10 protein-coding genes are annotated in these 14956 nt (G+C 71.6%); 7 read left to right on the forward strand and 3 right to left on the reverse strand.

What is annotated here, in order from left to right; all coding sequences use genetic code 11:
* The first annotated feature begins 18 nt into the window (after positions 1–18).
* From HNP84_RS30625 to HNP84_RS30655, 7 genes are all read left to right on the forward strand, one after another.
* A complete protein-coding gene (locus HNP84_RS30625; protein ID WP_185053395.1) occupies positions 19–1608 on the forward strand; it encodes a sigma-70 family RNA polymerase sigma factor in 1590 nt (529 codons plus the stop codon).
* Positions 1609–2553: 945 nt separating this feature from the next.
* On the forward strand, positions 2554–3672 hold the full coding sequence (locus HNP84_RS30630) for a GNAT family N-acetyltransferase (protein ID WP_185053396.1): 1119 nt from the start codon (positions 2554–2556) through the stop codon (positions 3670–3672).
* Between the two features lie 216 nt (positions 3673–3888).
* Positions 3889–4677 (forward strand): glycosyltransferase family 2 protein, encoded by a 789-nt coding sequence (locus HNP84_RS30635; RefSeq protein ID WP_246518929.1) that lies wholly within the window; start codon positions 3889–3891, stop codon positions 4675–4677.
* Between the two features lie 139 nt (positions 4678–4816).
* Positions 4817–5761 carry a glycosyltransferase family 2 protein gene (locus tag HNP84_RS30640; protein ID WP_185053398.1) on the forward strand — a complete coding sequence of 315 codons (945 nt, stop codon included), beginning with the start codon at positions 4817–4819 and terminating at the stop codon, positions 5759–5761.
* A complete protein-coding gene (locus HNP84_RS30645; protein WP_185053399.1) occupies positions 5758–6558 on the forward strand; it encodes a polysaccharide deacetylase family protein in 801 nt (266 codons plus the stop codon). Before HNP84_RS30640 ends, HNP84_RS30645 begins: the two co-directional genes overlap by 4 nt.
* 64 nt (positions 6559–6622) lie before the next feature.
* A complete protein-coding gene (locus tag HNP84_RS30650; RefSeq protein ID WP_185053400.1) occupies positions 6623–7969 on the forward strand; it encodes a lipopolysaccharide biosynthesis protein in 1347 nt (448 codons plus the stop codon).
* A gap of 53 nt (positions 7970–8022) precedes the next feature.
* Positions 8023–11298 carry a hypothetical protein gene (locus tag HNP84_RS30655; RefSeq protein ID WP_185053401.1) on the forward strand — a complete coding sequence of 1092 codons (3276 nt, stop codon included), beginning with the start codon at positions 8023–8025 and terminating at the stop codon, positions 11296–11298.
* A 246-nt stretch (positions 11299–11544) separates the two neighbouring features.
* Here HNP84_RS30655 and HNP84_RS30660 read toward each other — a convergent pair whose 3' ends face one another.
* The 3 genes from HNP84_RS30660 to HNP84_RS30670 all read right to left on the reverse strand — a co-directional run bounded on the left by HNP84_RS30660 (position 11545) and on the right by HNP84_RS30670 (position 14954).
* Complete coding sequence (locus HNP84_RS30660; protein WP_312926061.1) at positions 11545–12927, reverse strand: GH39 family glycosyl hydrolase; 1383 nt, start codon at positions 12925–12927, stop codon at positions 11545–11547.
* A 205-nt stretch (positions 12928–13132) separates the two neighbouring features.
* Complete coding sequence (locus tag HNP84_RS30665) at positions 13133–13900, reverse strand: SDR family oxidoreductase (protein ID WP_185053402.1); 768 nt, start codon at positions 13898–13900, stop codon at positions 13133–13135.
* Between the two features lie 31 nt (positions 13901–13931).
* Positions 13932–14954 (reverse strand): phosphotransferase family protein, encoded by a 1023-nt coding sequence (locus tag HNP84_RS30670; RefSeq protein ID WP_185053403.1) that lies wholly within the window; start codon positions 14952–14954, stop codon positions 13932–13934.
* Positions 14955–14956 lie beyond the last annotated feature (2 nt).

A 14956-nucleotide genomic window follows, 5' to 3' on the forward strand; every position in this document is an offset into this window, starting at 1 on the left:
CTGCGGGGAGGAAGATCCGTGCCCGGATGGCCGAACGCCGGCCGCGCCGACGACCACAAGCTGGCCGAGGCGCTGCGACGAATGGACGCTCACGCGCCCGCGAGCCTCTACGACGCCTACGCGGAGCGCCTGCACGACTACGCGTGCTCGCTGCTGCGCGATGAACAGGCGGCGGCCGAGGCGGTGCACGACGCGATCGTGACCGCCCACGCCTCGGCCGGGCGGCTCGGCGAGGCGGCCAAGCTGCGCGCCTGGCTGTACGCGCTGGTGCGCTTCCAGTGCGCCGCGCGCGAGCGGGGCCGGGTCACCCCGCCGCACGGCGCGCCGGTGCGGGAGGAGCCGCGCGGGGTGGAGGAGCCCCCGGCCGACCCGGAGCTGACCGACCTGGTGCACGACGTGCTCACCGAGCTGAGCCGCGACGAGCGCGAGGCGCTGGAGCTCGCGGCGCGGCACGGGCTCACCCCGGCGGAGGTGGGCGCGGTGCTCGGGATCACCTCCCGCCAGGCGGGTACGCGGCTCGGCCGGGCCCGCGAGCACCTGGAACTGGCCGCGGCGGCGGTGCTGCTGGCCAGGAACGGCCGGGCCCACTGCCCGGACCTGTCGGCGATGCTCGACTCCTGGGAGGGGCCGCTGACGCAGATCCTGCGCAGGCGGCTGTCGGGCCACATCGGCGGCTGCGAGGTCTGCACCGAACTGCGGCACCGGCAGGTCTCGGCCGAGAAGCTGCTGGACCTGGTGCCGGTGGCGTACCCGCCGCTGTCGCTGCGCCGCCGGGTGATCGACACCTGCGTCAACCCGGAGCGGGAGCAGACCCGTACGGTGATCATGCAGCGCACCGAGCAGACCGACAAGTCGGGCTTCCCGGTGACGGTCGAGCGGCGCTCCCGGCGCCGGCCCCGCAGGCTGACCCCGGTGGTCATCGCGGCGGTGTGCCTGCTGACCGCCACGGGCGCGGTCATCGTGGTCAGCGGCCAGGACGAGGGGCCCGGCCGTACGGGCAACGCCCAGGCGGCGCCGGAGGACGGCGTGTTCTCCCCCGGCCCCGACGTGACCCCCGAGGACACCGAGCTGCCCGAGGAGCCCACCGAGCCGGCGTCCTCCCCCACCCCGTCGCGCACCCGCACCACCGAGGCGCCCGAGGCCGAGGTCCCTTCCGCCGCGCCGCCGCCCCGCAAGCGCCGCAACGCCCCCCGCCCCGCCGCCACCCGCGGCCCCGCCGCCCACTCCACCGCCCGCTTCTCCGCCTCCTGCCCCGGCTCCCTCGGCGAGGGCGGCGCGGGCCGCATCACCCTGTCCGCCCGCGGCGCCGCGGTCACCTGGAGCGCCTCCGCCGGCGGCGGCCTGAGCGTCCAGCCCAGCAGCGGCCGCCTCAAGGCGGGCGCCACCGCCTCGGTCTGGGTCGTCACCACCGCCGACGCCGCGGGCACCGGCACGGTCACCTTCACCTCCTCCGCGGGCAGCCCGTCCTGCACGGTCTCCTGGTCCGGCAGCGACGACGACATCTCCGAGCCCCCCACCGACGACCCCGTCACCCCCACCGCCGACCCGTCGGAAACCCCCACCTCCTCCGACACCACGGTCACCGAGCACACCGTCCCCGCGACCTGACCCCCCGGGGCGGGCGAGGACGGCGCCGACCCCCGCCCCCTCCCGGCGAAGCCGCCGAGACAGGGCAGAGTGACGACCATCACATAACGGCGCCGCGGCCCCCCACCGGCCGCACCCACCGGCAGGCGGGCCAACCCGAGCAGCGCGCCGCCACCCCGGCCAGGTCACCGGCCGTGCGGGCCAACCCCAAGGAGCGCACCGCGAGCCCTGCCGGGTCACCGGCCGTGCGGGCGAGCCCGAGGGGGGCGGCGCAGGGGGCGGTGGGGGGATCCGGAGAGGTGCCTGGGGTGCGTAGGATCTTATGAGTTAGGCGGGAATCCTGGGGTGTGATGAGGCACCGGGATGAAGATCCCCTATTGTAGGCTTTGGGGCCTTCGTTACACCCAGGTGTGACGCGCGCCACTCATGTAAGATCATTTTGACTATGTGAGGGATAACACTACGGCTGCGCTTTGCCGTCCGGTAAACCATCCGGCGGGGCAATGCGTCGCCGTTGACGGCGTTGCACGGCGATTGGTCCCATGAGTACCGGCGATCAATCGGCCATGACCAAGCCAGGAGAGCTAGACAGATGCGTAGGAATCGGAGAGCACTCACGTGGGCGCTCGCGCTCGCGTGCGTCGCGGGGGCGGTGATCGCGCTCGCCGATATCGACACGCCACTACGCCTGGTTTTGACCCCTTTGTTCCTTTTGGTCGTTCCTGGCGCGGCAGTCGTGGGACTGTTGCGTGATCGTGACCCACTTGCGGCACTATCAGTGGGTGCCGCCGCAAGTCTGGTTGTAAATGTTCTCCTGGCCGAAGCCATGCTTCTGTTCGATGCATGGTCCCCTAGAGCCGGTGTGGCGACGATCGCGGTACTCGGGGGGTTCTTGTACGTCCTGCGAACTTTGTACCGGGGGAACACGAGCAACATGAAGACCGAGCAGCAGGGGGCAGGTTCAAGGTGAACATCAGCGTCGTTCGCCCGAGGGACCTCGGCGCCGCCGAGACGGCCCGATGGCGGGAGCTGCAGAAGGCCTCGCCGTCCCTGGACAACCCCTTCCTGTCCGTGGAGTTCGCGCTCGCGATGGACCGGCTGCGCGACTACGTCCATGTCGCGGTGATCGAGGACGGCGGGCGCATCCAGGGGTTCTTCCCCTTCGAGCGGCACAGCTTCGGCATCGGCAAGCCGCTCGGCGGATTCCTGACCACCTGCCACGGCCTGATCTCGGTCCCCGAGCTCAAGCTCGACGCCCGCACGCTGCTGCGCGCCTGCAAGCTGAGCGTGTTCGACTTCGACCACCTGGTCGCCGGGCAGCCTACCTTCGCGCCGTACGAGTCCGACGTGCGGCCCGCGCCGATCATGGACCTGAGCGCCGGCTTCGAGCCGTGGATCGAGCAGGTCCGGATCAACTCCCCCAAGAACCTCAAGACCGTGCGGTACAAGGAGCGCAAGCTCGGCCGCGAGCACGGTGAGATCCGCTTCGAGTGGGACTCCCGCGACCGCGCCACGCTGCGCACCCTGATGAACTGGAAGTCCGACCAGTACCGTCGCACCGGGCGTGTGGACCGGTTCGCCCAGCCGTGGATCGTCCAGCTCCTGGACGAGTGCCACGACCTGGCGACCGAGGACTTCGCCGGGGTGCTGACGATGGTCTACTCCGGTGACACCCCCGTGGCGGGCCACTTCGGCCTGCGCACGGCCACCACGCTCGTGGGCTGGTTCCCGGCCTACGACACCGAGTTCGCCCGTTACTCGCCGGGCATCATGCACCACCTGCACATGGCCGAGCACGCCGCCAACGCCGGCCTCCAGCAGGTGGACATGGGCAAGGGCGGCCGGGAGTACAAGTCGTGGCTGAAGAACGGGGCGCTGCTCGTCGCCGAGGGGAGGGTCTCGCGGCCGTCGGCCGCGGCGGCCGTCCACTGGGTGGGCAGGGCCCCGGTCAACAAGGCCCGCACGATCGTCACCGACCGGCCGCAGCTCTACCGGCTGGCGGATCGCGTGCTCAAGGGCTTCGGCCGGGTGCGCACGTCCGTACAGCAGGATGTTCCCCCCACCGAACCCTCGGGAGCGCGATAACCACTCCCTCCACGCACCTTCACCCGCAGCAGCCCAGGACCCTCAGATGCACGATCGTGGATTTCGCCATTGCCACCGGCACCCTCACCTCCACGAGCCCGCCGGGTCCGCGCGGCAGTCAGCGCCGATGACCGACCGCCCGGAAGGACAGCCCTCACAATGAGTCCCGAGATCACAAAGCACAGCGGCAAGCCTCATGTGACCCCCCTGAGGTCGATGCCGCCGTTGGAGCGCTTCACCCCGTTGTCCCCCCACGTGGCGATCTCCCCGAGCGTCAGCGTGGTGATCCCCGCGATGAACGAGGCGGAGAACCTGCCGCACGTCTTCGCCACGCTGCCGCACTGGATCGACGAGATCGTGCTCGTGGACGGCAACTCGACCGACGACACCGTCGAGGTCGCCAAGCGGCTGCGGCCGAACGTGCGCATCGTCCGGCAGACCGGCAAGGGCAAGGGCGACGCCCTGTCGGCCGGCTTCGCGGCGTGCACCGGCGACATCATCGTCATGATCGACGCCGACGGCTCGACCGACGGCCGCGAGATCATCCAGTTCGTCGGCGCGCTCGTCACCGGCGCCGACTTCGTCAAGGGCTCCCGGTACGCCTCCGGGGGCGGCAGCGACGACCTGACCTTCAACCGCCGCTTCGGCAACAAGGTGCTGACGTCGCTGGTCAACTACATCTACGGCACCCAGTACACCGACCTGTGCTACGGCTTCGCCGCGTTCTGGGCCCACCACCTGGACGCCCTCGAACTCGACTGCGACGGCTTCGAGATCGAGACCCTGATGAACATCCGGGCGGCCAAGGCGGGCCTGCGGGTGCACGAGGTGCCGAGCCACGAGCGTTCCCGCATTCACGGCGAGAGCAACCTGCACGTCGTACGCGACGGGTTCCGGGTGCTCAAGACGATCATCCGCGAGATGCGCAAGAGCCCCGACCAGGACTTCGACGAGCACGACGAGTCGGCTCACGAGACCGGCCGGGCCAACCGGGGCGTGGCGTAGCCCACCGCGTCGCGTGATCCATCGGGCGCCGCCCGGCGAATGACGTCCGGAAGGGCGTGTGCGGGGCGAACGTCCCGAGCGAGGGCGACAAGACGACCACGGGCGAACCGTCGGCCAAACCGTTAGCGAGCGAGCAGTCATGAAGTGCAGCGTTGTCATCTGCGTCTACACCGAGGAGCGTTGGGACGACATCCGGGCAGCGGTCGAGTCGGTGGAGGGCCAGAGCCGTCCGGCGCACGAACTCATCCTCGTCGTCGACTACAACCCGGACCTGCACCTGCGGCTCAAGCGGGAGTACCCGCACGCGATCGTGGTCGAGAACGCCCACGAGAAGGGGCTTTCGGGCGGCAAGAACACCGGCGCCGACGTGGCCACCGGTGACATCGTCGTCTACCTGGACGACGACGCCGTCGCCGACCCGGGGTGGCTGGAGGCTTTGGAGGAGGGCTTCCAGGACCCCGCCGTGGTGGGCGTGGGCGGGCGGACGCTGCCGTTGTGGGCGTCCGGCCGCCGGCCGCGGTGGTATCCGTACGAGTTCGACTGGACCGTCGGCTGCACCTACCGCGGCATGCCGGAGACGCGCGCGCCGATCAGGAACGTCATGGGCGGCAACGCCGCCTTCCGGCGTGAGGTGATCGGCGCGGTCGGCGGCTTCCGCACCGGGATCGGGCGCAGCGTGCAGGGCAAGAAGAGCCGTCCCCTCGGCTGCGAGGAGACCGAGTTCTGCATCCGCCTGTCCCAGAGCAGACCCGGCTCGGTCATGCTGTACGAGCCGCGCGCGGTCATCGGGCACAAGGTGCCCGCGGCGCGGGAGAAATTCCGCTACTTCCGCAGCAGGTGCTACGCCGAGGGCCTGTCCAAGGCCCTGGTCACGGCCAGCGTGGGCGCGGGCGACGGCCTGTCCAGCGAGCGCGCGCACGCCATGAAGACCCTGCCGCTCGGCGCGCTGCGCGGGCTCGGCGACGCCGTGCGCGGCGACGTGTCCGGCCTGGGCCGCGCGTTCGCGATCGTGATCGGCCTGGCCTGGACGACCTGGGGCTACGTCGTGGGCACCGCCCGGATGCGCATGGGGGGCTCGTCATGACCCGCGTGCCCATCCTGATGTACCACTCGGTCACCGACACCCCGAACGACGACACCCGCCCGCTGGCGGTGCGGCCCGGCGACTTCGCCGAGCAGCTCGACTGCCTCAAGGACGAGGGTTTCACGCCGGTGACGTTCGCCGGCCTGGTCGCGTCACTGGACAAAACCGGGCCGCCGCTGCCCGAGAAGCCGGTCGTGATCACCTTCGACGACGGCTACGCGGACTTCCACCGCGAGGCGCTGCCGCTCCTCGACAAGAGGGGCTTCCCGGCGACGGTCTTCCTGACCAGCGGCTGGGTCGAGGACGCCGGCGCCGACGCGGCGGGCCGTCCGCTCGACACCATGCTGACCTGGGCCCAGGCCGCGGAGGCGGCCTCGGCCGGCATCGAGTTCGGCGGGCACAGCCACAGCCATCCGCAGCTCGACCAGTTGCCCGACGGGGAGCTGCGCGAGGAACTCCGCCGCAACAAGGCCCTGATGGAGGACCGGCTGGGGCTGCCGGTCACCACGATGGCCTACCCGTTCGGCTACTCCAGCGCGCGCGTGCGCCGCGAGGTGCGCCGGGCGGGCTACACGGCCGCGTGCGCGGTCAACAACGACCTGGCGGACGACGGCGACGACATCCTCGCGCTGCCCCGGCTCACGGTGGCGAAGGGCACCACCATCGCCATGTTCCGCCGCGCGGTCCAGGACCGCGGCATCCCCCTCATCTATTTCCGGGAGCGCCTGCTGACCAAGGGTTACGCCGTGGTCCGCAGGACCAGGTACGGCGTGCGCCGGGTGCGCGGCCGTGTCTGATTCGCCTGAGGCGCCGGGACGCGAGGCCGACGGCCCCCGCGTGCCGGAGGGGGGAACCACGACCATGAGCACGACCGCTTCGCCGCCGGAGGCGGCGACCGGCAGGCTGACCGGCCTGAGCCGGAAGCTGATGCGCGACCTGCGCAACCCGCTGTTCCGCAACGGGTACGCGCTGATGGCCAACACCGCCATCACGGCCGTGCTCGGCATGGGCTACTGGCTGCTCGCGGCCCGGCTGTACACGCCGGAGGACTTCGGGCGCGGCCAGGCGCTGATCACCGGCATGCGGCTGTTCGCCTCGCTCACGGCGCTGGGCTTCGTGGGAGCGCTGGCCCGGTTCATCCCAGTCTCGGGGAAACGGACGGCGCACCTCGTCGTGCGCGCGTACGTCGTGGCGGGCGCGACCGGGGTCACGGCCGCGTTCGGCTTCCTGCTGACGCTTCCGCTGTGGGGCGAGACCTACCAGCGCCTGGCCGGGTTCGGCCCGGGGCTGTTCTTCCTCGCCTCCGTGCTGGTGTGGTCGATCTTCACGCTGCAGGACGTGACCCTGGCCGGGCTGCGCAAGGCCACCTGGGTGCCGGTCAACAGCATCTGCTTCGGCCTGGTGAAGATGGCCATGCTGGTCGGGCTGGCCTCGGCGCTGCCCGACGACGGGATCTTCGTCTCGTGGATCATCCCGACCGCGATGGCGCTGATCCCGATCAACATCTTCATCTTCGGTTTCGTGATCCCCCGGCACGTACGCGAGAACGCGCCCGCGGCCGAGACCACCCGTCCGCCCACCCTGCGCGAGATCGGCCGCTTCCTCGCCGGCGACTACCCGGGGACGCTGTCGATCCTGGCGATCGTGTACGTGATCCCGGTCATGGTCGCCTCCCAGGTGGACGAGGCGACGTTCGGCTACTTCTCCATGGCCCACACGCTCGGGTCGCTGATCGAGACGCTGGCGATGAACATGGCCACCTCGCTCACGGTCGAGGGCTCGATCGCCAAGACGCAGCTCGCCCGGAACGCGCGGCACGCACTGCGCCGTGCCTTTATGATCATCGTGCCGGTGGTCGTGGTCACGATCGTGGCGGCGCCGCTGATCCTGTCGATCTTCGGTCCGGACTTCGCCGAGCAGGGCACGCACCTGCTGCGGCTGATGGCCCTGGCCGTGCTGCCACGGGTGCTGATCGAGATCTACCTCAGCGGGCTGCGCGCGCGCAGCGAGGCCCGCAAACTGGCCCTGGTGCAGATCGGCCTCGCGGTCACGGTGCTGGCGAGCACGATGGCCCTGTTCCCGTACTTCGGCGTGGAAGCGGTCGGATACGGGCTACTGTTCAGCGAGCTTCTGGTCGCCGCTCTGATCTTCGGCGGGCTTCGCAGAATGCTTGACTACGGAGAAACACCCCAGCGGTCCGTCGCATAGAGGTTGCACCAGGCCGCATGATGTTACACGTGAGGCAAGGGGCAGGTAAGGACATGACCACGGGTACGACCGGCAGCGCCGACGTCGAGGAGACCGACGGCCCCGACGCCACCGATGCGCCCTCCGTGCCGCCCGCCCCGGACGAGGACGACGCCGACGCCACGGCGGTCTTCCCCAAGATCGTCATCACCCCGGAGCCGACGCGGCCGGACGACAAGCCCGAGCCCTCCGGTGACGAGGCGACCCCCGACGCGGACCTCGGCGCCACCACCGTCAACCTCCGCCTGCCCGCCGAACCCGGCCCCGCCCCGGACTCCGACGCGGCCGACGCGAGCGACGCAGGCGACGCAGCCGACGCAGGCGACGCGGCCGAGCCCGCCAAGCGGGCCCCGGACGCCCCTGAGAGCGCCTCACAGGCCCCGAAAGCCCCAAAGGCCACTCCAGACACTGCCACGGCCTCCAAACCCCGCACCGACCGCCCCAGGCCCGGCACGACCGGCACTCCGGGGCGCACCACAGCGGACGACGCGCCCAAGCCCGGCGGCAGCGCCGCGACGGAGCGTCCGAGCACGGCCAAGGCGGCACCCGGCGCGGGCACGACCACACCGGCCACGGGCACGGCCGCCGCCAAGGCGGGCACGGCCGTTCCCCGCACGGGCGCCGACGCCTCTTCCAAGGCCGAGGCCGCTCCCGGCACGGACGCGGCCGAGCGCGGCGGCCCCGCGACGACCGCACGTCCCGCCAAGCCCGGCACCACCGCCACGCCGCAACGCAGCACAGCGGACGACGCGCAGAAGCGCGCAACGGGCGCGCCCAAGCCCGGCAGCGGCGCCGCGACGGAGCGTCCGAGCACGGCCAAGGCCGCGCCCGGCGCGGGCACGACCACACCGGCCACGGGCACGGCCACCCCCAAGGCGGGCAAGGCCGATCCCCGCACCGGCGCGACCGCTGCCGAGGCGGGGGGCGCGAAGGGCGCGACCAAGGGTGTCGCCACGCCGCACCAGACCGAGGCCCCGGCCGCCGGGGGCACGAAGGCCGCCGCGCCGGCTCCTGCCGCGCCCCAGGCGCTCCCGCAGGAGGCCCCTCCCGCGACCGCGTCGCCCGCCGACCCGGCGCGGGAGGCGGCGCCCTCGGTGGTCGTCCCCGGGCCCTCGTGGACCCCCGGTGGGGCCGGGGCGAAGGGGATGCGGCGGCGGATGAACGTGTTGACCAGGACCGCGCCGCGCTGGCTGCCGCCGGTGCTGACGCTGGAGGGCCTGGTCATGTACATCCTGGCGCTGAAGGTCTCGCCGGGGCCGATGCGCGGGGTGAACCTGGAGGACATCAACGGGCTCGGGCTGATCTCGGTGCTGCCGGGGGCGGCGTTCGCCGGCATCCTGATGCTCATCCTGGCGTTCTTCGTCACGATCGGGCAGAACACCGACCGCAAGGGCCTGCTGCTGTTCCAGCTCGCCACGATCACCTTCGCGCTGCACGGCGCCGCCGCGCTGGTGGAGGACCAACCGCGTTTCCACACCGCCTGGGTGCACGCGGGCTTCGTGGAGTACATCGCGCGCACCGGCGAGGCGCTGCCCGGCCTGGACGCGCGCTTCTCCTGGCCCGGGTTCTTCGTGCTGTTCGCGTTCGTGACCAGGGCGGCCGGGATCACCGACCTGGCGCCGATCCTGCAGTGGACGCCGCTGCTGTCGAACCTGCTGTACATGCTGCCGTTCGTGCTGCTGCTGCGCCTGGTCGTGGCCACGACCCGGGCGCGGTGGTTCGCGGCGCTGCTGTTCGTGCTGGTGCAGTGGATCGGGCAGGACTACTTCTCGCCGCAGGGGTTCACCTTCGCGCTGTACCTGGCGTTCGTGGCGATCGTGCTGCGCTGGTTCGGCAAGGTGGAGCCGCGTACGAAGCCGCTGCCGAAGAAGCGGGGCATCCGCAGGCTGCTGGCCAAGCTCGACTCGCTGTCGCCGGGTGAGCTGTCGCTGCCGCCCGCCCGGGTCGCCGACCGGGTGATCCTGCTGATCGTGCTGGTGGTGCTGTTCATGGCGACCACCGCGGCGCACCAGATCACGCCGTTCATGATGCTGGGCGCGCTGACCGGGCTGATCCTGCTCCGGCGTACGTCGCTGTCGCTGGCGCTGCCGTTCTTCCTCGGCCTGGTGGTGCTGGCCTGGATCAGCTACCAGGCCACGCCGTACTGGTCGGGCAACATCGACAACATCTTCGGCGGCATCGGCCGGATCTTCGACAACCTGGCCGAGAACACCACCGAGCGGGTCGCGGGCACCGACCCGCAGCACACGATGGTGCTGCAGGTGCGGCTCGGCATCTGCGGGGTGATCCTCGCGCTGGCGGCGATCGGCCTGCTGCGGCGCCTGCGCCGCGGGGTGGCCGACCGGGCCGCGCTGGTCCTGCTGTGCATCCCGGTGCTGGCGCTGGGCCTGCAGAGCTACGGCGGCGAGATCGGGCTGCGGATCTACATGTTCGCGCTGCCCGGGGCCTGCATCCTCGCGGCGTACGCGTTCTTCCCCAACCTGCCCGCCGGGCCCGCCAACACCGGCGAGGAGACCGTGCCGATCCGGCGGCGCAACGTGCGGTTCAACCCGCAGTTGACCCGGAAGGTGTCGCTGGTGCTGGCGGCGGCGTGCGCGCTGTCGCTGTCGATGGCGTTCCTGGTGGCCCGCTACGGCAACGAGAAGTTCGAGCGGGTCACCACGGGCGAGGTCGCGGCCATGCGCTGGGTGTACGCCCACGACGACCCCAACGCGCGCCTGCTGTACCTGGTCCCGGTGCTGGGCGAGGAGATCACGCCCACGATCCCGTGGCGTGAGCGGGACATCGAGAAGGTGGAGTACCGCGAGACGATGGCGGACGCCGACCCCACCAACATCTCCGCGATCGTCTCCGACCTGCGGATGCTCGGCCCCCGGTCGTACGTGATCGCCACCAAGGGGCAGGCGCACTACCTGGAGCTGAACAACGGCTACCCGAAGGGGTGGGGCGAGCGCTTCCGGGCCGCCCTGGACTCCTCCAAGGAGCTCAAACGGGTCTACTCCAACCAGGACGCGGCCGTGTACACCTACCGCTCCTATCCGAAGGGCCCGGTGGGCGACACCACGGCGACCTTCGAGCTGCCGGGTGACGCCACGACGTCCTGGACGCCCTACGGCCTGGGAGCGCTGGCGGTGGCCTGGGTGGGCGGCTTCGCCTACGAGGTGATGCGGCTGCGCGGCCTGCACCTGGCCCGCCGCGCCCGCCGCCGCACGCTGGTGGTCGCCGCCCTCGGGTTCGTGATCGCCGTCGCCGTGATCGTGGAGCGGTTCCTGACGATCGGATTCCTGTAGGAGGTGCCCCCGGCAGGGGGCATGTCCTGGTCGGGTCGTCCGGCGATGCCGGCCCGCCGGTCTCCGGTGGTACCCGCTGGTCTCGATCGTGGGGGAACAGCGCGGCGGTCATGGAGGGCGGGCCGGACAGCGCACGGGCTCTCGCGTGCCGGGCCGGTGCGAACGTCCTCCCGGCCGCCGCATACGAACGCCCTCCCGGCCGCCCAATGCGGGACGGCCGGGAGGGCTATCGGGTCCGGTGGGGCGTCAGGCGCCCCGGTCGCTCCACTTCACCTCGTACGGGTTGAGCTGGAACTCCTGGTTGTCCACCGTCACGGTGAGCTTGGTGTTGGTGGTGTTGACCATCACGAGCTGGCGCGGCTGGGCCAGCACCTTGACCCGGGGGTCGGAGGCGGTGACGTCCTCCAGTGTCACGTGCGCCGGGAACCACTTGGTGAAGCCGCTGATGATGCCGGCCATCGGCAGCTCGCGGCCGGTGCCCGGCTGCCACAGGCAGCCGGGGCAGGTCTGGTCGGTGCCGCCGGCCTTGCGCTGCGGGTTCCAGTACAGGGCGGTGGTGACGCCGCTGCTGGCGAACTCCATCATGGCCGCGGCCTGGACGGCGACGCGCCGGTTCTCGTCCCAGTCGGAGCCGTCGGTCTCGACGTACCACTCGGCCCACCACACCGGCAGGTCGTTGCTCTCGCGGCGCACCCAGTTGGTGACCGCGCTGAACTTGCCGAGAGCGGTGAACTCGTCGGGCACCAGGCCCTTGTCCTTGTTGGCCGAGGAGCCGTCGATGATGATGAAGTCGGCGCCCTTCTTGTTCTTCAGCCAGTACTGGATCGCGTCGAGCGTGCGCTGGTCCACCGTGCCCCAGGGGCCGGTGAGCTCCGAGCGCGGGCCCGCGGTCACGTTGCTGTCGATCGGGATGTACGGGCCGCCGACCTTGATGTCCTTGTTCACGGCCTTCAACGCCGTGTAGACCTTGTTGTACAGCTCCGTGTACGCCGCCGCGTCCCACTCGTTGCGGGAGTTGTGCCAGAAGCCCTTGAACTCGTTCCACACCATGAAGTGCTTGACCGTCGGGTAGCGCTTGGCGACGGTGGCCGCGAGCTTGGCGTAGTCGTCGAAGTGGTCGCGCTGCGGCGCGACCTCGATCCGGGTCCAGTCCGTACGCCCCTCGCTGCCGTTCTTCATCCAGTCGGGCGCGCAGCACAGGGTCAGCACCGGAATGGACTTGGACTGGGCCATGAACTTGACCCGCCGGTCCAGGTCGCGGAAGTCGTACTGCCCGGGGGCCGGCTCGGGGTTGCCCGCGCCCCAGCCCATGATGTGCTGGTTCTGCAGCATGGGCACCCGGTCGAGCAGGTGGGAGGCCGCCTCGGTGACGTCCGGCGTCTCGTTGTCGGCGCTGTACTGGGTGTGGGTGACGCCCCAGCGCGGCCAGTCGGCGGTGACCGGCGGCGGCTGGAGGCTGGGCGCGGGCTCGGTCGGGGCGACGGTCATCGCCTGCCCCCGGCCCGTCTCCCTGTCGCGGCTCGCGTAGAACAGGATGCCCACGATGAGTGCCAGGGCCACGACACCGGCGCCGATGGCGACCGGCCAGCTCGGCCCCCCACGTGCGTGCCGTCCGTTACTGGGAATCACCGCTCGCTCACCCAATCCTGTTCACTTAGACGCATTTCCAGGCGTTGCACAGGCGGCACAGGCGGCACGGCCAGCGCGGCCAGCGCGGCCCCCGCCCGCCGGGGGTGACGAACCATGATGGTTCACACCCACGATTACCGTACCGGCCATCGCTTGCAGGTTGCTTGAATGTTCTAGAACCTTCTCATACGCCCCATAACAGGAGCTACGCCTCTCCGGTCACCACGGGCGGCCTGCGGTGGTCCGCCGGGCCCGGGATGCCCGCGAACCGGTACGGCACCGGCGCCCGGCCCGGCTGCACGACCAGCACCGTGCCCGGCGTCTCGGCGTAGAAGGCCGACTCGACGGCCGCGGCCACGTCGTCGGCGGTGAGCAGCGGGAACCCCGCGCCGACGAAGACCCGCTTGGCCCCGCCGCCGAGCAGCGGGGTGTCGGTGAAGCCGGGGCACACGGCGCCCACCCGGATGCGGTCCACGGCGAGCGGGCCCGCCATCGCGCGCACCAGGCCCACGACCGCGTGCTTGGTCATCGTGTAGACGGGGTCGGCCTCGTAGCCCATCAGCCCGGCGATGGAGGCGGTGACCACGATCGCGCCCCCGCCCCGGCGGCGCAGCGCGGGCACCGCGGCGGCGAAGCCGTACACGACGCCGTCGATGTTGACGCCGGTCGCGCGCCGGTACAGATCGGCGTCGAACTCGGCGGCGAGGTCGAACCCGGTGGCCACCCCGGCGTTGAGGTGGACGAGGTCCAGCCCGCCATAGCGCTCCACGGCCAGCGCGACCGCCTCGGCGGAGACCTCGGGCCGCGACACGTCACCGGTCAGCGTGGCCGCGCCGATCTCCTTGGCCACGCGCTCCAGGCCGTCGCCGTCGATGTCCACCAGCACGCAGGAGACGCCCCCGGCGGCCAGCCGTCTCGCCGTGGCCGCGCCGATGCCGCTCGCCGCCCCGGTGACCAACGCAACGGTGCTCATCCCACGCCTCCCAGCTTCACAGGGCCGCGGGCTACGAGCCGTCGAGGATGCGGTGAGCGCGCGCCACCAGCACCGGGACGCCCTCGCCCACGTGCTCGAACCCCTCTCCTACGGTCTTACCCTGGATGTACCTCGCGTGGATACCCTCGATGATGACCGCGAGCTTGAAGCAGCCGAAGGCCAGGTAGAAGTCCAGCTCGGCGAGGTCGGCCCCGGCGGCCTTGGCGTAGTGCGCGGCGAACTCCCGGGCGTCCAGGAATCCCGGGGCCAGCGTGGCGTCACCCGAGACCGGCACCGACCGGGCCCGGTCCTGCCAGTACGTCAGCGTCAGCCCGAGGTCGGCGAGCGGGTCGCCGAGGGTGGACATCTCCCAGTCCACCACGGCCCTGACCTCCGGCGAGCCGTCCGGCGCGACCCCGACCAGCGTGTTGTCCAGCCGGAAGTCCCCGTGCAGCAGCGTGGCCGACGCGTGGGCGGGCAGCCGCTCGGTCAGCCGCGCGACGAGCCGGTCGTACTCCGGCAGCTCCCGGGTCGCCGACCGCTCCCACTGCTGGTTCCACCGCCGGAGCTGCCTGGCCATGTAGCCCTCGGGCCGGCCGAAGTCGCCGAGCCCGACCGCCCGGTAGTCGATCGCGTGTATGGCGGCCAGGATCTCCGCCAGCCGCTCCGCCAGCCGCCGGGTGTGCTCGGCGCCGAACGGCTCAAGCGCCGCCCGGTCGCGGATGGCCGCGCCGTCCACGTGTCCCATCAGGTAGAAGGGGGCGCCGATGACGTCCTCGTCGCCGCAGAAGGCGACCGGCTCGGGCACCGGCACCGGCGTGGGGGCGAGCGCGGAGATCACCCGCCACTCCCTGCTCATGTCGTGCGCCGTCGGCAGCACGTGGCCCAGCGGCGGGCGGCGCAGCACGACCGGCTCGGCGTCGGTGCGGATCAGGTAGGTCAGGTTGGACCTGCCGCCCGACAGCAGCGACACGTCGACGGGGCGGCCGGCGGCGGGGGCGTTCGCGCCCATCCAGGCGACCAGCTTCGGCCAGTCGATTCCGGGGGTGTTCATAG

This window comes from Thermocatellispora tengchongensis, assembly GCF_014202315.1.
Lineage (GTDB): Bacteria > Actinomycetota > Actinomycetes > Streptosporangiales > Streptosporangiaceae > Thermocatellispora > Thermocatellispora tengchongensis.

Excerpts from the sequence above, each read along its gene's own strand:
- HNP84_RS30640 (WP_185053398.1), top strand. The coding sequence starts at position 4,817 with ATGAAGTGCAGCGTTGTCATCTGCGTCTACACCGAGGAGCGTTGGGAC.
- HNP84_RS30665 (WP_185053402.1), bottom strand. The coding sequence starts at position 13,900 with ATGAGCACCGTTGCGTTGGTCACCGGGGCGGCGAGCGGCATCGGCGCG.
- HNP84_RS30645 (WP_185053399.1), top strand. The coding sequence starts at position 5,758 with ATGACCCGCGTGCCCATCCTGATGTACCACTCGGTCACCGACACCCCG.
- HNP84_RS30655 (WP_185053401.1), top strand. The coding sequence starts at position 8,023 with ATGACCACGGGTACGACCGGCAGCGCCGACGTCGAGGAGACCGACGGC.
- HNP84_RS30650 (WP_185053400.1), top strand. The coding sequence starts at position 6,623 with ATGAGCACGACCGCTTCGCCGCCGGAGGCGGCGACCGGCAGGCTGACC.
- HNP84_RS30670 (WP_185053403.1), bottom strand. The coding sequence starts at position 14,954 with ATGAACACCCCCGGAATCGACTGGCCGAAGCTGGTCGCCTGGATGGGC.
- HNP84_RS30635 (WP_246518929.1), top strand. The coding sequence starts at position 3,889 with ATGCCGCCGTTGGAGCGCTTCACCCCGTTGTCCCCCCACGTGGCGATC.